Here is a 21,984-nt window from a genome sequence, read left to right as displayed (position 1 = left end):
TTTTCTCTCCCAAATTATTTTTTTAACTCCTTCAAAATGCTTTTTAAGATCGGTAAAACATTTGTCGAAGACTTTGTATCGATCTCGAATTTCTTAATTTTAGACTTTGCACCTTTGATAGTCATTCCTTCTTTTTTAATCAAAGATTTTATTTTTAAAAAATTAACTATGTCATTTTTTTTAAATATTCTCTGATTTGAAGTCTTTTTAACATTGAATAAACTCCCAAATTCTTTTTCCCAATATCTTAAAGTATGTGCTTCAATACCGACTATTTTTGAAACTTCTATGGTAGAAAAGTATTTTTTATCAGGAATTTTTTTTAAATCTATCTCCATAAATTAAAGTTGTTCTTTTAATTTTTTCCCAGCCTTAAAACTTACAACATTTCTTGCTTTGATTTGAAACTTTTCTCCTGTTTTGGGATTTCTGCCGGGTCGGCTATTTTTATAAGAGGTTGAAAAATTTCCTAGTCCTGGCAATTTTACTTCTTCTCCGCGTGCAAGTGCCTCTGAAATTTCATTAAAAAAACACTCCAGAATCAAGTTGCAATCCTTTTTTGGAATTCCCATCTTCTGATTCAAATGGTTTATAAGGTCAGCTTTAGTGATTGACATTCTAACTTCTTAAGGAAGCATTGAATTCTTTTTCGAATGCTTTAATAATTTTTTCAATAACTAAATCTATGTCAACATCTCTAAGAGTTTTATGTTTTGATTGCCAAGTGAAATTTAATGCATAACTAGAACTTGCTTCTTGAATTCCAGAATTTTTGTAAAGATCAAATAATTTTAAATTTACTAATTCGTTTCCTGCCATTTTTTCTGCTAGTGATTTCAACTTCTCATATTCAACATTTTCAGGTACTAAAAAGGATAAATCTCTTTGAATTGATGGGTACTTTGAAGATTCTGAAATTTTTAATATTTCCTTTTGAAATAACTCTTCTAACTCAAACTCAAAGTAAAAGAAATCTTTTCTAATGCCTACAATTTTATTAATTTTTGGATGACTTCTTCCAAAGGAGCCTATTTTTTTTCCTTTCACATATACGTCCAAAGATATGTTTGGATGTAAAAAATTGTTTAAACTTTTTTTGAAGTTAAAATCAACCAAGAAAAGATTATCTAGCAAAGTTATGATAAATTTTTTAAGTTCAAAAAAGTCAAATTTAGTTTTATTGTTCCAATTTTTCTTGCCATCGTGATCAAAAATTAATCCCGCAAGTATTTTTTGCTCCTTACTATTATTTTTATTACTAAATATTCTCCCTTCTTCAAATATTTTTAAAGAATTTTCACCTCGATTAAAATTTAATTTTAAATTATTCAGCAAGCCAGGTAGTAAGCTTGTTCTCATAACTTCCAAGTTCTCATTGAGTGGGTTTTTAACCGATATTGAGTTTTTAGAGAGATTGTAATCATTGAGAATTTTTTTACTCACAAATGAATAATTTATGACTTCTTGAAACCCTTTGTTAGCAATGTATTTTTTTATTTTTAAAGTTTCTTGATAATCGGTAGGAACGAAAAATTTATTAAACGTTTTCAGTTCAAATGAAGGGAGATTATCGTATCCGATCATGCGAGCCACTTCCTCAATTAAGTCCTCTTCGATATTCAAATCAAATCTATGCGACGGAATCATCGTACAAAGCAAATCTTTTTTTACGATGGTATTTATTTCTAAAGAATTTAGAATTTTTTTTATTTCTACAGCGTTTAACTTCGTACCTAATTTTTTATTTAAATTGTTTAATTCAATGTTTAAAACTTTTTTTCTAGGTATGAATTTTTTCGCTTCAATAGTCTTCACTTGACTGTGGGAACCAGATAAATGATCGGCAATTAAATTAGTTGCCTTGATAAGCGCTTTCTGTTGTAGATCAAAATCCACCCCTCTTTCAAACCTTTGTGAAGAATCGGTCTGAATATTAAAACTTCTTGCTTTTCCTTGAATCACTAAAGGGTTAAAAAAGGCAGACTCAATCAATACAGAGCAAGTATCAAGTTGAACAGAAGAATCTATCCCCCCCATAATTCCTGCTAATGCCAAGGCTTTTTTTTCATCTGAAATAACTAAGCAGTTTTTATTCAAAATTTTATTCGAGCCATCAAGTAGAGAGATCTTCTCTTTAGGTTTTGCAAATCTTACATTTATTGATTTACCTATTTTGTCTAAATCAAATGCATGAAGCGGTTGACCTAAGTCAATCATTACGTAATTTAAAATATCTACAATTGGATTAATTAAATTTATTCCGGCCGCATCTAATCTATTCGAGATATATTCAGGTAATTTTTTTGTATTATCAATTTTATGAATTTCTATAAAAGAGTATTTTGGACAGGCAAGCTTTTCAGAGAGTTTCACTTTAGTAAGGGGACTTAAACTAGCTTTTTTAAGAATATTTTTTTCTTTTAAAATCTCTTTGTTACTTATTGCAGCTAGTTCTCTTGCGACTCCAAGCACACTAAAACAATCGCCCCTATTAGGAGTAAGATCTAAATCAATAACAAAATCGGATTTTTTTGAATTTCCAAATTTTTGGATCGATTCAACTTCTAGTCCTAATCTTGTAAGCTCGGCTTCTAACTGTTTAACATTTAATTTTGCGTCAACTTTTTCTAAAAGATGAGATTTTAAGATCTTCATTTATGAACCCGAAATTTCTTTTAAATCATTTTCAAACAAAACCCGCATATCTTTTATTGAATAATCAAGTTTAGCCATTCTTTCAATACCTAACCCAAAAGCAAAGCCTGAATATTTCTTTGAATCGATACCGGCCATTTCTAAAACATCGGGATGCACCATGCCGCAGCCCATGATCTCAAGCCAACCATTTTTATCCATAATATCCACTTCAGCTGAGGGTTCTGTAAAAGGAAAATACGATGGACGAAATCTTACGTCTAGTTTTTTGGCAAAAAAATAATTTAAAAAGTCTATAAGTTCTTTTTTCAAATTACCAAAATTCACATTTTCATCAATCAATAATCCTTCAATCTGATGGAACATCGGCGTATGTGTAGGGTCTGAATCACTCCTATAAACTTTACCAGGGCAAATTATTTTGAGAGGAACGTTATATTTTTCAATAGACCGAATCTGAACGGGAGATGTATGAGTTCTTAATAATTTTCCAGAATCAACATAAAAAGTATCGTGCATATCTCTAGCTGGATGATTTTCAGGGATATTAAGCGCATCGAAATTATAGTATTCACTTTCAATTTCTGGGCCTTCTTCTATTAGATACCCCTTAGCAGAAAAATATGAACAAATTTTATCTATTGTCTTAGTAATGGGATGCAATCCGCCAGCAAAAATTTTTCCGACTGGCAAAGATACGTCTACCGTCTCCTTCGAGATCTCATTTTCTAATTCAAAGTCTTCTATTCGTTTTGAACTAGACTTAACTAAATCTTGGAATAAAGTTTTTATTTGATTGATTTTTTTTCCAACGATTGGACGATCCTTTTGATCCAACTTACCTAAAGTTTTAGACAAATCTGTTATCTTGCCTTTTTTCCCTAGATATTTGACTTTTAACTTTTGTAAGTCTTCGGATGATTTAGATAAATTAAAGTCTTTTTTTAATTCTTGCTTAAGCTTTGCTAAATCCATACAACATATTATGCTGCATTTTGTTTAGCAATTTCGACTAAATCTGCAAATGATTGTTCGTCTTCTGCTGCAATATTTGCAAGAACTCTGCGATCCAACTTAATATTTGCTTTTTTTAAACTATTCATGAAAACACTATAAGACATACCATGACCTCGAACGGCAGCATTAATTCTTACAATCCATAAGGATCGAAAAGTTCTTTTTTTAACCTTTCTATCTCTGTAAGCATACTGTCCCGCACGAGTTACGGCTTGCTTGGCAACTTTAAAGGTTCTGCTTCTTGCTCCTCTATACCCTTTTGCCAGTTTAAGAACTTTTTTATGCTTTCTTCTGGCTTCGACGCCTCTTTTTACCCTTGCCATTAAGATTTCTCCTTAAACATTCTTTTAACTAGCTTCTCGTCACCAGCTGCCAAAGCGGTTGTTCCGCGTAATTGCCTTTTTGACTTAGTCGTCATTTTTGTGAGGATGTGGCTTTTATTGGCTTGCTTTCTTTTTAAACCACTTCCAGTTTTTTTAAATCGTTTGGCGGCGCCACTGTGAACTTTAATTTTTGGCATATTTATTTCCTATTTGGGCTCAAAAGCATTACAAACTGTCTCCCTTCAGAAATTGGTTCTTGTTCAACATTGGCAATATCAACTAAATCTGATTCAACTCTCTTCAATAGATTCAAACCTATTTCTTTGTGCGCTAATTCTCTTCCTCTAAATCTCATTGTTATTTTGGTTTTATCACCATCATTTAAAAATTTAATAATATTTCTCATCTTAATTTGATAATCATTTTCATCCGTTCCTGGTCTGAATTTAATTTCCTTGAGTTGAGTTTTTTTTGTTTTCTTTTTTGAAGCTGCCTTTTGTTTTTTTTGATCGAATAGGTGCTTACCATAGTCCATCATTTTGCAAACCGGAGTATCAGAGTCTTTATTCATTTGGACTAAATCTAGTTCTTGATCTTTTGCCTTTGCTAAAGCTTCTTTAAGTTCGACAACTCCTAACTGCTCTCCAGTTTGTGAGATAAGTCTAACTTTTTCGGCTTTAATGAATTGGTTTATGGGCTGCTTATTTTTCTTTTCAAATGCCCTTCTTGGTTGAGTCATTAACTAGACTAAAACTAAAAAAATTTTATTCAATCAAACCTCCTTTGATTTTATTTTTTTAGAAAGAAAGTTAGAAAATTCATCCAACTTCATACTTCCTAAATCCTCTCCTTTTCTGGCTCTAACTGACAAAGAATTTGAATTTTGTTCTTTATCTCCAACAACGAGTTGAAAAGGCACTCTTTGTATAGAGTGATCGCGGATTTTATAAGTGATTTTCTCATTCCTCAAGTCTAATTTGACTCTAAAACCCCTAGAATTAAGAAAATCAGCATATTCTCTAGCTTTTTCTTCATGTTTTTGAGAAATATTCATTATCACTGCTTGAATGGGGGCCAACCAAACTGGGAAATTTCCATCGTATTCTTCAATTAAAATTCCAATGAATCTCTCAACTGAGCCAAGTATTGCTCTATGCATCATCACCGGTTGGTGTTTTTCTCCATCTTCCCCGACATATTTTGCATCAAGTCTTTCAGGTAAATTAAAATCCAATTGTAATGTTCCGCATTGCCATTCCCTGTCGATTGCATCGGTTAAAACAAAATCTAATTTGGGACCATAAAATGCTCCGTCTCCAGTCGAAATTTCATAATCTAAATTCAATTTATCTATCGCATCTTCCAGGGCTTTCTCGGCTTTATCCCAAATTAAATCGGACCCCACTCTGACTTCAGGTCGAGTAGATAAATTGATTTTAAAATCTTTAAATCCAAGTTCGGTATAAACTTCAGAAAGAATTTTAATAAACTCTTGTGTTTCAGATTCTATTTGTTCATCAGTGCAAAATATATGTCCATCGTCTTGAGTCAATTGTCTGACTCGCATCAAGCCATGTAAAGTTCCAGAGGCTTCATGTCTGTGACAACAACCAAATTCAGCCAACCTCACTGGTAAATCCCTATAAGATTTTATGCCTTGATTGTAAATTTGAACATGTCCTGGGCAACTCATTGGTTTAAGCGCATTCACTCTTTTTTCATTAGCCTGTTCTTCATCGATCTCGGTAATGTACATATTCTCTCTATATTTTTCCCAGTGACCTGATTTTTCCCACAGCTTTCGATCAATAACTTGAGGCGTTCTAATTTCTTCATATCCCGCCCTTAATTGTTTTTCTCTTATAAAATCTTCCAAGATTCTAAAAATAGTCCAGCCCTTAGGATGCCAAAAAACCATTCCTGGCGCTTCTTCCTGAAAATGAAACAGGTCAAATTTTTGTCCTAGTTTTCTATGATCACGCTTTGAAGCTTCTTCCAGATTACTTAAGTGTTTTCTTAATTCTTTATCCGAATTCCACAGTGTTCCGTAAACTCTTTGTAGCATTTTATTTTTTGAGTCTCCACGCCAATAAGCTCCAGCAACATGAGACAGTTTAAAAGCTTTAACATGTCTCATGGAATCAACATGTGGCCCTCTACACATGTCAACATATTCTTCGTGATGATACAGTCCAACCGTTTCTTCATCGTCAATGTCTTTTAAGATTTCTAACTTATAGCTTTCTTTTCTTTTTTTAAAAACTTCCTCTGCAACTTTTTTTGGAACAACTTCTTTTTTAACGAGATACTCGGAAGAAGCCAATTCTTTCATTCGTAATTCAATTTTTTGTAAATCGTCTTGGGTTAGCGAATTATCTAAATCAACATCGTAGTAAAATCCATTTTTAATAATCGGACCAATTGCCATCTTTGCTTTGGGAAATAACTGCTTCAAAGCATGACCAAATAAGTGAGCACAGCTATGTCTGATTATTTCTAAACCTTCTTGATCCTGAGCTCTTATTATTTCAAGAGAACAATCATTTTCTATTAAGTCGGTTGCATCGATTAATTTTCCATTAACTTTTGCCGCAACTGTAGCTTTGGCCAAACCAGCGCCTATAGATCTAGCCACTTCAATGACTGACACAGAATTATCGAATTGTTTTTTTGAATTATCCGGAAGAGTGATTACTATCATTTTCTACGACCTTTACGAACGGCCTTATGTGATAATTATAACTCAAAAATCAAGGAGATAAGAAGCAACTTTCCCAGGTATTTTTTGAAGTTAACGTAAATTTTTCTCTTAAATGAGTTCTGTAATCTCCTTCTTTCCAGATCTCTATAGAACTTGGAATTATCAAATACAATCCGCAGTGCTCAGGTCTTTTAGGCTCTTCGCCTTTATCTTCAAAACTTTTTGTCATCTCTTCAATTTCTTGATTTAATTTTTCATAAGAGTCTATTTTCTCACTTTGCTTTGAAACAATTGCAGCAACTCTAGATTGCAATGCCCTTGAGTTGAAATATTCATCTGATTCTTCTGCGGAGAGTCTTTCAATTTTCCCTTCAACTCTAATCTGCTCTTTAAGCTCTCTCCACCAAAAATTAAGAGCAACTGAATTATTTGTTTCAATTTCTTTTCCTTTTCTGCTGTTGAAGTTTGAGTAAAAAACAAACCCTCTATCGTCTACTTTTTTCAGTAGCACCATTCTTGAAGATGGAGAACCATCAACGTTTACCGTGGCAATATTCATGGCATTCCAATCAACTAAATTTAGAGTCATGGCCTTATTCAGAATTTCAACAACTCTAAGGATTGGTTCGACAGTTATATCTGAATGAAATAACAATTTACTTTCTCAGAACCCAGAAATCTAAGGAAAAATATTTACCTGGTCCATAAACTAAAATCACGAGCAACATAAGGATGTAGGTCACCGTCATTTCAACTCCTCCAGAATCTGAATTCCAACCATTTGGAAAGTGATAATAAAAAGCTACCAACATTGTAAAAATTAATGGAATTATCGCCCATCTTGAGAAGAGCCCTAATATTAAAAGAATAGCACCTCCTGCTTCAGCAAGAACTGCTAACCAACCAAAAAAATGTGGAAAAATAAAATTTAAATTATCTTCCCCACCAGAAGCTAAAAATCCCGCAAATCTATCAATGTTAGGAATTCCATTGTCCCAAGCTATCTTTCTTATGCCTGCAAACCAAAATACATAAGCTAGGTATAGCCTGAAAAAAAGCAAAATAATGAAATCAAAATAAATCAAATTAATTAATTTTTGATTGAAAGAAGATAAAAATTTCATTATTCAAATTATCATTTTTTATGAATTTTTTCCAATTCTTCATAGGCCTCTTGAATTTCTATAAATTTCTCTTTAGCTTTTTCTATTAATTCTTCTGGCAAACCCTTAGAGATTAATTTATCAGGATGAAATTCTCTCCTTTTTTTTAAATAAGTCTTTCTTATTTCATCAAAGGTCATTTGTTTTGAAACGCCAAGTACTTCATAGAAATTTTGAGTTTTCAGCCCATATTTTTGAAATAGCTGATTATATAAGCCGTCGTTGAAACCAAAAATCCTTGGAACCTTTTTTAACAACTTTTCTTCATTGGGATGCAATTCTCCATCAGCCATTGCTAATTCAAACAAAAGTTCATAGAAAATCATCAACGAGTTAGGACTTCTTTTGAGTAAACTGGCTAATTGTTTTGCATAAGCATCAAAAGATACGTTATCGTCTTTGGCCTTTTGAAAAATATTAATAGCGAGATTTCTTTGCTCTCCATCTAAATTAAACTTTTGAGTTATAAAATCTTCTATTTTGTTAATTTCTTCTTTAGTTACTTGACCGTCTGCTTTGGCGATCTTCGCTAAACAAGCAAAGAGAGCAGCGAAAAAAGCCACTTGATGATCGAAATTATTAGGATTTTTTCTGCGAACTGAATTTCTACCCATCCTTGAGCCCACAACACTTCCTATTAAAGCGCCTAGAGGACCTAGGAAAGTAAATCCAATCATGCCTCCAACTAAACCACCGATAAGACTCATATTTTTTTATTTTTTATTAATTTTTTATTCTTGCTGTGCTTTAATTATTATACGTTTAAATTTTATGGGGAGAAATGTGACTGAATCTAGACCTTTGCCAGTCGTTGACTATCTGAAAATTCCAGAAAAAGGAGAGCCTTATTTAGAGGGTTATAGATGTAAAAAATGTGGGGCAATATTTCTTGGTGAAAGAAATGTCTGTTCTAAATGCTTTGCAAGAAACGAAATGGAAGTCATTAAATTATCGGATAATGGAAAACTTCATAGTTTTGCTATCGTTTATAGGTCCTTTCCTGGAATAGATGTTCCATACGTTTCTGCGATTGTTGATCTAGAAGGTGGTGGAACAATTAAAGGAAATCTAATCAATATTGATCCAGATCCTGATAAAATAAAATTTGATATGCCAGTTAAGCTGACTTATGGTGATGCTCTGGGTAGAAAAGATAAAGAAGGTAATTCTTATCTAAGTTATTTTTTTGAACCTGCATAGGTTTTTTAATAGGAGAAAATTATGAGTGACGTATATGTTTTAGGAGTTGATATGATCAAGTTTGGAAGATTTCCTGATCGTACCGTCCCAAATATTGGTGCTGAGGCAGCTCTAATGGCCTTAGATGATGCTGGTTTAACTATAAAAGATATGCAAGCAATGTATTGTGGAAATCTTGGTCAAGCGAATGCAATGGTAGGACAAAGAATTCTTCAAGAAATTGGCCAAACTGGAATACCAGTTGTTAATTGCGCTAATGCTTGTGCTACAGGTGCTACTGCATTTAGAGAGGCTTGGATGTCAATAAAAGCTGGCATGTATGACGTTGTTTTAGCTGTTGGAGTTGAGCAAATGGGTAAAGGACTCTTAGGCGGTGCTGGAGGAGATAAAGGAATCCCTAAAGAAGGTCTTCTTGGTTCTGGAACCATGCCTTGTGTTTTTGCTGAAGCAGGAATGGAACACTCAAGTAAATACGGAACAACCTTTGAACAATTTGCAAAAATTTCTGTCAAAAATCATCATCACTCGACATTAAATCCAAAAGCAATGTACCAAATTGAAACTCCTTTGGATGAAGTTATGAATGCGGAAATGATTTCTTATCCAAATACAAAGTTGATGTGTTCTGTAAATGTTGACGGTTCTGCTGCGGCTGTTTTGGTTTCTGAGAAAAAGGCTAAAGAACTAGGAATGCAACGTGCAATTAAGGTGAGAGCTTCTGCTCTAGCAAGTGATCCTTATACTGATAGAGATTTAGTTATGCCTGACGTGAATGCTTGCACAAGAATTGCAGTTAAAGATGCATATGAACAAGCTGGTCTTGGAGCTGAAGATGTGAACCTTGTTGAATTACATGATTGCTTTGCAACAGCTGAAATGCTTCACTACGAAAATCTTGGTCTATGCGAAGACGGAGAAGCAGGAAATATGATAGATGAGGGGCATGTAAAGTTGGGGGGTAAAATTCCCGTTAATGTTTCGGGAGGTCTTCTCTCAAAGGGTCATCCTCTTGGAGCTACGGGTATAGCCAATATCTATGAAATTTGTTCTCATTTAAGAGGTGAAGCTGGCAAAAGACAAGTTGAGGGGGCAAAGATTGGAATGACTCACGTTATAGGGCTTGGGACAGCATGCGCTATACATATTCTTGAAAAGCCTTAGCTAATTTTGTTAATAGGTGTAACTGGGGATACCCATAACAATTTAAAAAATATCTCAAAGATATGTGACTTGTTTAATACGGCCAACCCTTCGCTAGTTGTACACACGGGAGATGTTACGCTACCAAAATCTTTATCTGCTTTTTCAACTTTGAAAATGCCTTTGATAGGTGTCTTTGGTAATAATGATAAATTTGAAAAAGAAGGATTATTATTAGCTGCTAAAAAATTTAACTGCGATTTTTTTGAGGAGCCATACAGAATTAAGGTAAATCAAAAAAAAATAATAATCCTTCATCATCCTGAATTGATTAACGAAAAAATGATTCAAGATGCGGATTTCATTCTCCATGGTCATACCCACAAATATAGATCAGAGTTAGTGCAAAATACTTTAATTTTTAATCCAGGAGAATGTGCTGGAATTTTGAAAGGTAAAAACCATGTCGGAATAATCGATACAAAAAAGAAAATATCAAGGATTATTAAATTTTAGAAAACCTTTTATATATAAAATAAGAAATCAAACTAATAAATTCTAAAAAGACGATAAAACTTATTGTTGGTCTTAACAGCCTATTAATTCCATTAGACTCTAAAATCGATAATTCTAAAAATATTATCGATATTATCGGAGCCATCTCATTTTTACCAGGTTCTACAAACCAAAAAGAGCCAAATATTCCAAAAATGATTGGTATTAGAGAGTATTTTATAAATTTATTTCGGATAACTTTCGATAAAGAAAAACAGATACAAATTAAAACCAAATAATAAAAAAACCAAAAAAAAATCATAATTTAATATATTTTAAAAAATCTTTTGCAGCAGAGTTATCTCTAAATAATTTTTTTATTTCATGAGATTCTTTTTCTTTATTCTTAATTTTATTTGATATTTTTTTTAAATCTTTTTTTCCAAAAACGTATGAAGGTGGGATATTTTTTTGCCTTGCGTATTTCTCTCTCCAAAGAAAAATATCTTTCTCTACAATTGAAGCTTTTTTTAGTTTTCTTAATCTAGAAATATGAAGTTCTTGATTTCCTAGTTGTATTTCTTTCATAAACTCTAAATTAATAATTTCCTCTTTTTTGAGTTTTTTTAATTTTTTTAACTGTATCTTATATATGGATATTAAAAAATTTACGTCATCAGCAGCATATTTGAGCTGGTCGTCGGTTAAAGGTCTTTTTAACCAATTCGAATTCGTTTCTGATTTATCTAATTCATAACCACAATATTTGGATACTATAAACCCATAATTTTTAATTTCGCCACCATTTATGTACTTTTCTGCAATTTGAATATCGAAGCAACTATTCAATTTTATATTCAAATTAGTGTTTAAAACCGTCGTATCGCTTCTTGAAGAATGCATAACAATTGTCTTAGTTTTATCTTCTAAAATTTTCTTTAAAAATTCTAATTTTTTAAATTTTAAGCAATCTATTAGAAGTATTTTTGAGCTCGTTGATATCTGTAATAAGGACAATTCAGGGAAATAAGTATTTCTCCAATTAAACTCTGTATCTAAACCAACATATTTTTCTTTTTTTAATGACTCTTTTACAAACTCTTCGTCTTCTTCAGACTCTATCAAATATATTGTTTTTTTATTTTTTAGGTAAAATCCTAATTTCTTTAAAATGTTTATCAAAATTATCTTGTCTTTAAATAATTTTTTATTTTTGTTTTAGGAAGAAATCTACCTATAAGAAGAACACGTGAGTCATTTTTGACAGTAATAGTGCCTGTGCCCATGCAGGGACTTTCTTTAAGCATGGTAGTAAATTTATAGAGCTTAAAATGCATACCTTCTCGCCCGACACGATTCTGTTGGAAGAAAATCTCTCCCTCACCTGTGACTAGTAAAATTAACTTAAGAGGCAGTATAAGAGGTGTAAGAAAAACTAGCGCAATACCCGAAAAAACAATATCAAAAAACCGCTGCATATTTACATTCTCTCATCTAAATATTTATCCGTCTCTTTGTGATCAAAATCAGGAATCATTTTGTTAAATAGATCAACTATGGGTTCCTTCTCCCAAACTTTTTGAGAACGGAGCTCATTAATCACCTTTAAAAAATTATCCAGCATAGGCGAACTGAAGTTAAGTTCATTTTTAATCACTCCTAGATTCTTAAATTTATTCATTTCAAGAATTTCGTTATCTGTAAAAAATTCTTCAAAATCCTTTTCGCCCGTAGTATCTGTTTTGAAGTAATAACATGGATAGCGTTTAGAAGCTATCAATTCATCAGATCGGTCTCTTGCTTCTTGTTCCGTTGAGCAATGATATGGCTCATACCCGAGATTTTTTAAGTATCGATTAGCAATCTCTGAGAAAGTGGTTAAATGAAGTTGCTCACTTAATTTTGGAAAAAAGATATCTCTGTTTTCACCAAGTAAGCACGACATCAGGCAAAGCTCACCAGACTCCTGAGGAGTAACAAAATAACGTTTGACGTCATCAGGTGCCGAAATAGGCTGTCGTTTAGCGAAACGTTGGTTGAACCCATGTAGGAGAGAACCATCAGAGAAAGCCACATTAGCAAACCGTGCAGTTGAAATTTCCATAGATTCGCTTTCGCGCATCAAAAACAATTCCATAATGCGCTTACTGGCACCCATCATGCTTACTGGATTCGCTGCTTTATCAGTCGAAACGCAAAAATACTTCTTAGCCCCATCAGCTCTGGCCATTTGAACTGTCTTAATAGTATTAAGGATATTTACCTCAATAAGACGCATTAGTGTAAAAGGATCTTTTTCACTTCGAACATGCTTAAGCGCTGAAAGATTTAGGACATAGTCATATCCTTCACTAGTATTCATAAGCGCACGGTATTCATTACTGCCGCAATCAAGAGCAAAGGTGCGAAAATCACCATCGATGTATCCAAGGGTGCTCCTAATATCCCTTACAAGTTCGACCAAATTATTTTCACTGATGTCGACAACATGAAGTGTATAAGGATTTCTCTTAAAAATTTCACGTGTAACTGCCTGGCCAATAGAGCCTGCGCCACCGATCACCAAAAAACGGTTATTTGAAACCAAAGATTCCAAATCCTTTTTGCAGCTGGTAATATCGTCATCAAATAATGATTCCGTTCGACCAATCAGTTTTAACATTTCCATAATAAGAATTATTTTTTCAGTTTTGTTAAGGCTGCGTCTGGGACACTGGAAGGTATATTTACCACTCGATCCTCTAACCAAAAAGAGTTTTCAAGACCATCGGTTTGGCAATCTTGAAACATTGGAAGTTTAGACATTAGATTCCAAATAGGACGAGTCATAACGTTATTATCATGCGTAACTTTTAGAAATTCATCACGATCTTTTCTGAAATTTAAAATTTTTGCGTTTAGCCAGTGATTGGCATTGTTCCCATTAATTGCTTTTACAAAACCAATATCTCTGTCCTGAAAAAAAGGATCCCACTCATTAGTTAAATTCTCTTTTATTTTCAAAAATTCTTTTAGTCGCTCTGTTTGAACGCAACCCAAGGCTGCAATCAAATTTGGTAATTTTGCATAGCCCACTTCCAATAAATTATCCAAGCTAGCATCAATATTCTTCCCATAATCAATTAAAACCTCTTTTTTTGTCATAATTTAAATAATTATAATTCTTTTGTTAAAAATATTAGTTAATTAAAAAAATTTAAATAGTTATAAATTTTCTCAAGTTCTCAGGGACTTCAGGTAAAGATTTAAAAAATCGATAGGGTATTCCATTTTTTTTAAAGAAAACTGCGATGATAGTTAAAAAAATGAGCGCAAAATATATTTTAGTGTTTATATTATTTGAATACCAGATTTCTAATTTTCCTTTATAAGGGGCTATGAATTTTCTATAGAAATCTTTGGGATTTATCTCATTTTCCAACATAGCCTCTTCATTGCTGAATACAATTGACCCTAAACCTGACAATCCAGGTTTTAAAGAACCAATTATATTTTGAGCATCTCGATCAAATAACTCAAATGATTCTTTTGTTTGAGGCCTGGGGCCAATCAAGGACATATCTCCTTTTATGATATTTACTAATTGTACTAATTCATTTATCTTGGTTTCACGCAAAAAAACTCCAACTGGAAGTATTCTTGGATCATTTTTAACTGTAATTGTTCCTGTTTTTTCGCTGCCACTCACCATGGTTGTAAATTTATACAAAGTAATTATTTTTTTTCCTTTTCCAATCCTTTTTTGGAAATAAAATACTTTACCTTCACCTGTTAATCTCAAAACTAAAATAACTATTAAAAAGATTGGGCTTAGCAAAAATAAAGCAATCAAACTTAATAAAAAATCAAAAATTCTTATCATCAAAATATTTCTTTATTGAGTCGCATACATAGTCCACTTCTTTAAATTTCAAATCAGGATAAAGAGGCAAAGTGAGTTCCCTTTTAATGAACTCAGAAGAAACCGGAGATTTATTCTTACTGAAAAATTTCTTGTAAAAAGAAAAGTTGTGAAAAGAAGGATAATGCATGCTAGTTTGAATGCCTAAATTTTTTAAAAAATTAATTACCTCCTCTTTATTGATATTTTTTGGAAGAAGCACAGGCATTATATGATGTGAGGATTCAAACTTTTCTCTTTTTTGAGAAAAAGGCAACATTAATGGAGAATTTTTAAGATTCTTTAAGTATCTTTCTGATAGTTTTTTTCTCTTATTATTCGCCCTTTTTAATTTTGAAAGTTGAACTAACCCTAAAGCGCCTTTTATTTCATCGAATCTATAATTTAACCCAGGAGAAATTACATCATATGTAAATGCTCTACCTTCATGTCTATCAAGGGTAGCTGCAGTCATTCCATGAGATCTTATTTTTTGAAAACGCTCGTGAAGCTTTTTATCTCTTGTAACAATCATGCCTCCCTCTCCGGTAGAGAGGTTTTTATTACTATAAAAAGAGAAGCAAGAGACATCTCCAAAGGTTCCGCAATTTCTTCCATTTATCGACGCACCAGGAGCATGGGCCACATCTTCGATTAGATAAATATTATTTCTTTTACAAAATTCAGCTATAGGCTCAACGTCACATGGAAAACCAGCAAAATGAACTATGTAAATAGCTTTTGTTTTTTTTGTTGCAACCTTTTTTATCGTTTCAAGACTAAGGTTTGGATTTTGTAAGGATTCTATGTCAGCAAGAACTGGCTTACAGCCAGAAAGCTTTATGACGTTGGCATTAGCTACAAAAGTCAAGGCCGGCATAATAATTTCGTCCTTTGCTTTGAGATTTAAGCCAAGAATTGAAATATGTAATGCCGCGGTACAACTAGAAACTGCCGAGCACAACGATTTTTCGCCTAAAAATTGTGAAAATTTATTTTCAAATTTCTTTACGTTTTCTCCCATTGTCAGCCATTTAGAGGAAATAACTCTTTCAACAGCCCTTGATTCCTCAAGAGTATAATTCAATTCACATAATTGTACTTTCCAGGTCATATTTGTAGGGTCTTAATCGATATTCAGCTATATATGCTTCTGATTTTATATTTAAATAGCTTTTTTTAAAGCTTAATCTCTTTAAAATCTTTTTTTAATCTATTTAATTAAAAATTGTAGTTTCTTACTTCTTTGAAAAGCTTTTAAATAGTTTTGAGAATTTTCTTTAAATTATTACAGACATACTCACATTTTTTTTCATTTAAATGTGGACCAATCGGCAAACTCAATAACTCTTTAGAAATCTTTTCTGTAAGAGGATATTTTTTGCTCAAATTTAAATATTTAAAAGCTTTCTGTTCATGCGGTGCAATTGGGTAATGAATTAAAGTCTCAATCCCCCTTTTTTTAAGTTTCTCTATCAGAAAATTTCTTTTCGGATGTCTTACACAAAATAAGTGCCAAACTGGTTCAGCCCATTTTTCTGTGAAAGGAAGAATTAAATCTAAACCACTGAGATGATCTTTATAAAAATTAGCAATCAAATTTCTTTTCTTATTCCAAGATCTCAATTTTTTTAATTTTTTTCTCAAAACAGTCGCCTGAAGTGAATCCATTCTTGAATTTACTCCTATAACGTCATTTTTATACTTAATCTCTGATCCATAATTTCGCATTAATCTTAGCTTTTTTGCAATTCTTAGATTGTTTGTGGTTATGGCGCCAGCATCTCCATAAGCTCCCAAATTTTTTCCAGGATAAAAACTCCATGCTACTAAATCACCATGAGCGCCGATATGCTCTCCTTTATATTTAGCGCCATGTGCTTGAGCGGCATCTTCTATAACTTTAATATTATGTTTTTTCGCGATTGAAATAATTGGGTCTAAATTGCAAGGTTGTCCATATAAATGAACAGGAATAATTGCTTTGGTCTTTTTTGATATTAGTTTTTCAATTTTTGTATAGTCAATATTATAAGTTCTTTCTATTGGCTCAACAGGAATAGGCTTTGCGCCAATACTCACAATTGCAAGCCAAGTTGCTATGAAAGTATTTGAAGGAACTAAAACTTCATCGCCAGAAGAAATGCCAAGAACTTTTAATGATAAAACCAAAGCATCGTAACCATTTCCGACAGCTATGGCTTCTTTTAAATTTAAAAACTTTGCATATTCTTTTTCAAAAAATTCTATTTCTTTTCCTCCAATGTAATTTGAGGAATTAGAAATTCTTAAAATTGATTCATTGATGCTAGATTGGAGCTTCTCATCGAAAACCAATTCTAAAAAACTTACTTTCATCTTTAATTTTTCTTTACCGTATTACAAAATTCATCGTAACTCCTTATATAGTCTGATTCGCTATATAGGTTTGAAGCTAAGACTAGACAAACAGCTCCTCCAGAAAAATTTTTTAATTCCCTCCAGATCATTGAAGAAATCAAAAGTCCTTCATCTGGTCTTAATAAAGTTACTCTCTCAGAATTAAAACCATCATCAATTATCACATCGAAACTTCCTGAAACTGCAATGATAAGTTGTTCTAAATCATAATGAGCATGCCCTCCTCTTTCTGCTCCACTTGGAGTGTCATAGAGGTAGTAAACTCTTGAAATATCAAATGGCACGTGGTTTTTTTCTTCAAGAAAAGTAATGTTACCCCTGGGATCGACAATTTTATTTAGCTTTATAAGCTTACAATTTTTTGTTTTGAGTTTTTTAAAGCTTCCCATCAAGATTTCTTATATATTTTCCTGGATTTCCTAAAATCAAGCTGTTCTCTGGCACATCTTTTGTAACAACAGTTCCTGCTCCAATCATAGAATTTTTTCCAATTGTAATGCCTGGACAAATTACAGACCCTGCTCCAATAGAAGCTCCTTCACAAACCAAGGTTTTTAAGAATTTTTCTGGATAAATTTTACTTTTGGGGAAAGTATCGTTTGTAAACGATACGTTTGGACCAATGAAAACACCGTTTTCTATTTTTATTCCATCCCATATTTGGACACCTGACTTAATAGTTACGTTAGACCCAATTTCTACGTCATTTTCAATGAAACAATGAGAACAGATATTAACATTTTCACCTATAATTGCGTTTTTTAAAATTACGACAAATTGCCAAATCACTGAATTATCTCCAATATTAGTTGTTTGAACATCTGAGGAATCGTGGATTTTATAATTTGTATGACTCATAACTTTCATTATAAGTGAAGATCTTTCAAATCATAATACATTAGAATTCTTTCCCTTCCATCTGGTAAAAGGTATTTTTCATTCGTTTTAGCACCATTTTTTTGGTGAAAACTTAATATTTTTTTATTCTCAATATCAACTTCGAAAAACATTTTTTCTAAGCCTAGTTTCTGAAGAAATCTTAAATGCGATTGATAAAGCTTTATAGCCCAAAGAGGATTTTTGTATCTTACATCCCACACCCAAAATTCGCCTCTGGCTCCTTTAACATTCACAAATCTTTCTTTATTTTTACCAATGCTAGATCTATACCTTCTCAGGATATCAAATAGAAAGGTTGGTCTTAATAAAATTGAAGGAATCAAAGTCAGACCGAGAGAGAATTTATGTTTAGATAAAGTTTTAAACTGTTTTTGAGCGTCTAATGAGGCGCTTACGAAACCAATTATTCTTTTTTCTTTATCCTCAACGCACATCACCACGAAATCCTGGTCTTGTAACAAAATCTTATAATATTTTCTTAAAAAAAATTTATTTGTTAAAGAAAAAAATCCACTTCCTAGAAGCTCTCTTGAAAAGTAATGTATTTTGGCAATGGATATATAGTCTTTTTTTTCTGCAACTCTAATTTTCATTTTGGCAAATAAGAAAAAACTTTAAAAAAAATTGAATTTATTTTCCTCTCACAAAAATCCTAGTTTGAATTTTTATAATTTACACAATATTCAAAGAGTGAATTTAGAGAATCAGTTTCATCAAGGGTTTCAAGAGATATTTCAAAGTCGAAAAGCCTTTCTATAGTAAGACTTGCAGTTATTAAACCCATGCTATCGTATTCGGGAATCTCTTTTAAGGGCAATGAAATGAATTCTTGACCTTCAATTTCTAAGTCCTTGGCAAATTCTGTAGCAAATTGCTCAAAACTTATATTAGACATAGATTACCTCATTCACGCACACATCTAATGAAATAGATATCAATCCCCATGATAATCCAGAACCAAAACCAACAGCAAGCATTTTTAAAGAATCCATTTTTGTAAGATCATTAATTTGCGAAATCCAAGCGCCTATACTGCCTGCACCCAGATTACCAATTTCATCACAAGAAAAATCTTGGCAAAGGTTATTTTTAAAACCCACTGAATTACATATTGTAGACACTACTAGCTTACTGGCTTGATGAAGAGCAAGGAGGTCAAAATCGTTTATAGATTTCCCGGACTCTGATAAATAATTATTTATCAGCCTTGGTATTTCGTTTTTTGTAAATCTAAATACTTCAAACCCATTCATATTCATTTTGTTGGAGTCCATTGAACAATTAATGATATTTTCGTTATCTCCTCTGTTGAACAATCTGATTTCAGATTCAGTTTCATCGGGCTCAATTATGGAAACTGAAATACCATCTCCAAATAGTATCTTTGTCCCAATTTCTGAGTTGGTAGTCATTTTAGAGTTCAGATCTCCAGAAATTACTAAAAATTTTTTGCACCCAATTTGATGGAGCATTCTAGTTAAACCTAAAGATTTAATATAACCGGAACATCCATCCATAATATCTATGCAAAAAGCTTTTTCAGGAATGTTAAATTTATCTTGGATTCTAGTACTCAAAGATGGAATCCGATGATCAAAACTCTGAGATACAACAATAACAGAATCTACATTTTCAAAAAAATCATGATAGTCTTTTTTAATGTTTGATAAACCTTCAAACACAAAATCACTTAATGTTTGAGAATCAACTTTATGGACTGATTTTATACCAGTATTTCTAATTGTCTTCTTTACCTCTAACTTGTCTTTTCCGGCATTATGTAGTTCTTCGTAGATATCTATTTTATTCTTCGGAAGTAATAAAATATTTTTTGTAATTTTCATAATCTTTTAAATCTATGTCCTATTGAAACGTCAGAAATGCTTATTCTTTTAGGCATCATATGTTTAGGTAGGTTTTCATTCAAAAAATTCTTCAACTCATTCTTAAGTATTTTTTCTCCTTCAACTGGCTTAACGATGATCTCTACATGCTCGCCAGTTATAGGATTTTTTTTTCCTTCAACTTTAACTAATTCTATTCCATCAAACTTCAAAGCAACCCTTTCAACTTCAGAAGCCATGAACTTCAAACCGCCTACATTGATTACTTCATTAGTTCTCCCGACAACTTTATAAAAACCGTCTTTTTCTTCAACAATGTCATTTGTGTTATACCAACCATCCTTATCAAAAGGGCTTTCTGCATTCAGGTAACCTAGCATCCTGGTTTCAGATTTTATCTCCAATACGTTATTGTTAATTCTAGTTTCAACTCCTTCTCCGCCAATTTTCATAAACAAACTTTTTCTACTTTTGCTTTTAGCTCTAACAATTCCAAGCTCAGACATTCCAAAAGTCTGTCTGAAGTCAATATCAGGTAAAAGCTCACAGAGTTTATTCAGAGTTGATTGATCCATTCTTTCCGTTCCGTAAGTTATTACCTTTAAAGATGATGAAACATTTTTTGGAATTAGACCGCTCATCAACATCAATCTCAGAAAAGTTGGCGTTGTTGGTAAAACTTCAATATCAAAGTCTCTGCAGATTTTTAAAATGTCTTTTACATTTCTGGAGTGAGGGGCTACAACGGTACCCTTGTTATAAAGGGTGTGTAATAGAGTATTTAAACCACCAATGTGATCAAAGAGAAGAAAATTCAAAGTTTTTAAGGTTGGGCGAGGAGTTTCAAATCTTCGCATGAATAAAGTAAGATCATGCAAAATAGCTTTAGGCCTTCCTGTAGTTCCTGTGGAGAATAAAATTAATCCAGAATGTTTCTTTTGCCTCAACAAATCTATTAAATCATGTCTATTCTCATGAATAATTCTTTGGACATTATTTTTATCAATTACAACATCTACTAAAGCTGCATCAAAAAAATACTCATGTTGTTCTCTAGTTTCGACAGTCAAAGGAACCAAAATAACATTTTTTTCTATTAGTTCTAAAAGAGTTAAGATAGATTTTGGATCAAAATCGCCGATAAGAGCAACAACATCCCCCTCTTTAATAGACGATAAATTAAGAGGAGTCTGATTGGTAATTTCACTGAAATATAAGCTCCCCTCAGGATGAATGAGAAATGGATGTTCAATATCAATCCATCTCTCTTTTAATTTAGAAAGAATATCTATTAAACACCCCCAACATTTAAAATCTGTCCACTAAGACAAGAAGCTTTTGCATCCATAAGTAGCTCTACTAAGTCACATACGTCAGATTTTTCAAATTGTTTTTGAATAACTTGTTGCGTTGTTATTTTTTTTATCTGTCCTTCTGATATTCCTTTCAATAAATCAGTATTAATGGGTCCAGGAGCAATACAATTAACTCTAATATTAAAATCTGACATTTCTCTTGCAAAAGTTCTTGAAAATGCCTCAACCCCTGATTTTGAGGCAACATAAATAGATTCTCCTTTAAGAGCTAATGGAACAGCTATAGTTGAAAAATTAATAAAGCTTCCTTGCTTCTGTCTCATTAAAATAGGACCAAATAATTGACAGCAATATATTGTACCTACGAGATTGGTTTGAATAAGTTTTTGAACTGTTGACTCATCAGTAGTCACAGCCATATTCATTGAAGCAACTCCTGCTACATTTATGAAACAAGAAATACTTTTTTTCATATTTTTAATACGTCTCGCTGCGTTTTTAACTGATGAGTAATCTCTCACATCACATTCGATACTCTCAAATTCAATGTTTTCTTTAGATCTTACTAAAGCCAAAACATTGTTTCCTTTGTCAACAAGACGTTGAGCGATGGCTTTTCCCAACCCTCTATTTGCACCAGTAATAACGATCAAGTTAATTCTCTGATTGTGAGGAAAATTCTTCTGCAAGAGAAGTCACACTTCTAAACATGCTTTTTGACTTTGACAAAGCTGTTTCCGATGTCCAATCAAATTCAAATCCATGGTTATCAGCTACATCTTCAAGTGAAAGGCAAACTTCAACAAGTGTCATAGAATCTAAAAGGTCTTCCTCAAGTAATTTTGAATCTTCATTGGCCTCACCTTTTTCTAAGTTTTCGTTTATTACCTCAATAACTATTTTTTTTGCTTGTTCAACATTCATCTTATTTATGTGTTTCATGGATACTA

The 21,984-nt window shown here is 32.4% G+C and carries 28 protein-coding genes and 1 pseudogene; 3 read left to right on the top strand and 26 right to left on the bottom strand.

Annotated elements, in window-relative coordinates; all coding sequences use genetic code 11:
* Window positions 1–14 precede the first annotated feature (14 nt).
* The 11 genes from M9C82_01270 to M9C82_01220 are packed head-to-tail and all read right to left on the bottom strand — an operon-like array spanning window position 15 to window position 8,566.
* Complete coding sequence (locus M9C82_01270) at window positions 15–338, bottom strand: MerR family transcriptional regulator (protein URQ73791.1); 324 nt, start codon at window positions 336–338, stop codon at window positions 15–17.
* A 3-nt stretch (window positions 339–341) separates the two neighbouring features.
* Window positions 342–617: an integration host factor subunit alpha gene (locus tag M9C82_01265; GenBank protein URQ73790.1), complete on the bottom strand. Its 276-nt coding sequence runs from the start codon at window positions 615–617 to the stop codon at window positions 342–344.
* 1 nt (window position 618) lies between these two features.
* Window positions 619–2,655 (bottom strand): phenylalanine--tRNA ligase subunit beta, encoded by a 2,037-nt coding sequence (gene pheT / locus M9C82_01260; protein URQ73789.1) that lies wholly within the window; start codon window positions 2,653–2,655, stop codon window positions 619–621.
* Window positions 2,656–3,630: a phenylalanine--tRNA ligase subunit alpha gene (gene pheS, locus M9C82_01255; GenBank protein ID URQ73788.1), complete on the bottom strand. Its 975-nt coding sequence runs from the start codon at window positions 3,628–3,630 to the stop codon at window positions 2,656–2,658.
* A gap of 8 nt (window positions 3,631–3,638) precedes the next feature.
* Window positions 3,639–3,995 carry a 50S ribosomal protein L20 gene (rplT, locus tag M9C82_01250; GenBank protein URQ73787.1) on the bottom strand — a complete coding sequence of 119 codons (357 nt, stop codon included), beginning with the start codon at window positions 3,993–3,995 and terminating at the stop codon, window positions 3,639–3,641.
* Complete coding sequence (gene rpmI, locus M9C82_01245) at window positions 3,995–4,192, bottom strand: 50S ribosomal protein L35 (protein ID URQ73786.1); 198 nt, start codon at window positions 4,190–4,192, stop codon at window positions 3,995–3,997. Before rpmI ends, rplT begins: the two co-directional genes overlap by 1 nt.
* A gap of 2 nt (window positions 4,193–4,194) precedes the next feature.
* Window positions 4,195–4,734, bottom strand: coding sequence for a translation initiation factor IF-3 (gene infC, locus M9C82_01240; GenBank protein ID URQ73785.1), 540 nt, complete (start codon window positions 4,732–4,734; stop codon window positions 4,195–4,197).
* Between the two features lie 33 nt (window positions 4,735–4,767).
* Window positions 4,768–6,696, bottom strand: coding sequence for a threonine--tRNA ligase (gene thrS, locus M9C82_01235; protein URQ73784.1), 1,929 nt, complete (start codon window positions 6,694–6,696; stop codon window positions 4,768–4,770).
* A gap of 49 nt (window positions 6,697–6,745) precedes the next feature.
* Window positions 6,746–7,351 (bottom strand): pyridoxamine 5'-phosphate oxidase, encoded by a 606-nt coding sequence (pdxH, locus tag M9C82_01230; protein URQ73783.1) that lies wholly within the window; start codon window positions 7,349–7,351, stop codon window positions 6,746–6,748.
* Window position 7,352: 1 nt separating this feature from the next.
* Entirely contained in the window at window positions 7,353–7,820 is a 468-nt protein-coding gene (locus tag M9C82_01225) for a DoxX family protein (protein URQ73782.1), read from the bottom strand.
* An 11-nt stretch (window positions 7,821–7,831) separates the two neighbouring features.
* On the bottom strand, window positions 7,832–8,566 hold the full coding sequence (locus tag M9C82_01220) for a TerB family tellurite resistance protein (GenBank protein ID URQ73781.1): 735 nt from the start codon (window positions 8,564–8,566) through the stop codon (window positions 7,832–7,834).
* A gap of 76 nt (window positions 8,567–8,642) precedes the next feature.
* On the opposite strand from M9C82_01220, the gene M9C82_01215 reads away from it, so the two are divergent.
* Genes M9C82_01215 through M9C82_01205 form a run of 3 tightly spaced genes read left to right on the top strand, consistent with a single transcriptional unit; the run spans window position 8,643 to window position 10,715 of the window.
* Entirely contained in the window at window positions 8,643–9,059 is a 417-nt protein-coding gene (locus tag M9C82_01215; protein URQ73780.1) for a Zn-ribbon domain-containing OB-fold protein, read from the top strand.
* A gap of 21 nt (window positions 9,060–9,080) precedes the next feature.
* Entirely contained in the window at window positions 9,081–10,220 is a 1,140-nt protein-coding gene (locus M9C82_01210) for a thiolase family protein (GenBank protein ID URQ73779.1), read from the top strand.
* 6 nt (window positions 10,221–10,226) lie between these two features.
* Window positions 10,227–10,715, top strand: a complete 489-nt coding sequence (locus tag M9C82_01205) for a YfcE family phosphodiesterase (GenBank protein ID URQ73778.1) — start codon at window positions 10,227–10,229, stop codon at window positions 10,713–10,715.
* Window positions 10,716–11,012: 297 nt separating this feature from the next.
* On the opposite strand, the gene M9C82_01200 is transcribed toward M9C82_01205, so the two are convergent.
* The 15 genes and pseudogenes from M9C82_01200 to M9C82_01130 form a co-directional block, all read right to left on the bottom strand.
* On the bottom strand, window positions 11,013–11,876 hold the full coding sequence (locus M9C82_01200) for a ribonuclease D (protein URQ73777.1): 864 nt from the start codon (window positions 11,874–11,876) through the stop codon (window positions 11,013–11,015).
* Window positions 11,877–11,902: 26 nt separating this feature from the next.
* Window positions 11,903–12,172, bottom strand: a pseudogene (locus M9C82_01195) (sugar transferase).
* 2 nt (window positions 12,173–12,174) lie between these two features.
* Window positions 12,175–13,362, bottom strand: coding sequence for a UDP-N-acetylglucosamine 4,6-dehydratase (locus M9C82_01190; GenBank protein URQ73776.1), 1,188 nt, complete (start codon window positions 13,360–13,362; stop codon window positions 12,175–12,177).
* 8 nt (window positions 13,363–13,370) lie between these two features.
* Window positions 13,371–13,838 (bottom strand): DegT/DnrJ/EryC1/StrS family aminotransferase, encoded by a 468-nt coding sequence (locus tag M9C82_01185; GenBank protein URQ73775.1) that lies wholly within the window; start codon window positions 13,836–13,838, stop codon window positions 13,371–13,373.
* A gap of 52 nt (window positions 13,839–13,890) precedes the next feature.
* Entirely contained in the window at window positions 13,891–14,556 is a 666-nt protein-coding gene (locus M9C82_01180) for a sugar transferase (protein ID URQ73774.1), read from the bottom strand.
* A complete protein-coding gene (locus M9C82_01175) occupies window positions 14,540–15,688 on the bottom strand; it encodes a DegT/DnrJ/EryC1/StrS family aminotransferase (GenBank protein URQ73773.1) in 1,149 nt (382 codons plus the stop codon). Before M9C82_01175 ends, M9C82_01180 begins: the two co-directional genes overlap by 17 nt.
* Before the next feature lie 143 nt (window positions 15,689–15,831).
* Window positions 15,832–16,932, bottom strand: a complete 1,101-nt coding sequence (locus M9C82_01170; GenBank protein URQ73772.1) for a DegT/DnrJ/EryC1/StrS family aminotransferase — start codon at window positions 16,930–16,932, stop codon at window positions 15,832–15,834.
* A 2-nt stretch (window positions 16,933–16,934) separates the two neighbouring features.
* A complete protein-coding gene (locus tag M9C82_01165; protein ID URQ73771.1) occupies window positions 16,935–17,363 on the bottom strand; it encodes an FdtA/QdtA family cupin domain-containing protein in 429 nt (142 codons plus the stop codon).
* A complete protein-coding gene (locus tag M9C82_01160) occupies window positions 17,350–17,832 on the bottom strand; it encodes an N-acetyltransferase (GenBank protein ID URQ73770.1) in 483 nt (160 codons plus the stop codon). The genes M9C82_01165 and M9C82_01160 overlap by 14 nt, the downstream gene beginning before the upstream one ends.
* Before the next feature lie 8 nt (window positions 17,833–17,840).
* Entirely contained in the window at window positions 17,841–18,467 is a 627-nt protein-coding gene (locus tag M9C82_01155; protein ID URQ73769.1) for a hypothetical protein, read from the bottom strand.
* A gap of 59 nt (window positions 18,468–18,526) precedes the next feature.
* Window positions 18,527–18,769, bottom strand: a complete 243-nt coding sequence (locus M9C82_01150) for a hypothetical protein (protein URQ73768.1) — start codon at window positions 18,767–18,769, stop codon at window positions 18,527–18,529.
* Window positions 18,762–19,718, bottom strand: coding sequence for a hypothetical protein (locus tag M9C82_01145; protein ID URQ73767.1), 957 nt, complete (start codon window positions 19,716–19,718; stop codon window positions 18,762–18,764). Before M9C82_01145 ends, M9C82_01150 begins: the two co-directional genes overlap by 8 nt.
* Complete coding sequence (locus M9C82_01140; protein URQ73766.1) at window positions 19,715–20,797, bottom strand: fatty acid--CoA ligase family protein; 1,083 nt, start codon at window positions 20,795–20,797, stop codon at window positions 19,715–19,717. Before M9C82_01140 ends, M9C82_01145 begins: the two co-directional genes overlap by 4 nt.
* A gap of 212 nt (window positions 20,798–21,009) precedes the next feature.
* Window positions 21,010–21,687, bottom strand: a complete 678-nt coding sequence (locus M9C82_01135) for an SDR family oxidoreductase (GenBank protein ID URQ73765.1) — start codon at window positions 21,685–21,687, stop codon at window positions 21,010–21,012.
* A gap of 1 nt (window position 21,688) precedes the next feature.
* Entirely contained in the window at window positions 21,689–21,976 is a 288-nt protein-coding gene (locus tag M9C82_01130) for a hypothetical protein (protein ID URQ73764.1), read from the bottom strand.
* Window positions 21,977–21,984: the final 8 nt, after the last annotated feature.

The sequence above is a fragment of the SAR86 cluster bacterium genome (assembly GCA_023703675.1).
Classification (GTDB): Bacteria; Pseudomonadota; Gammaproteobacteria; order Magnimaribacterales; family AG-339-G14; genus AG-339-G14.
This window is presented reverse-complemented; position numbering and strand designations above follow the sequence as displayed.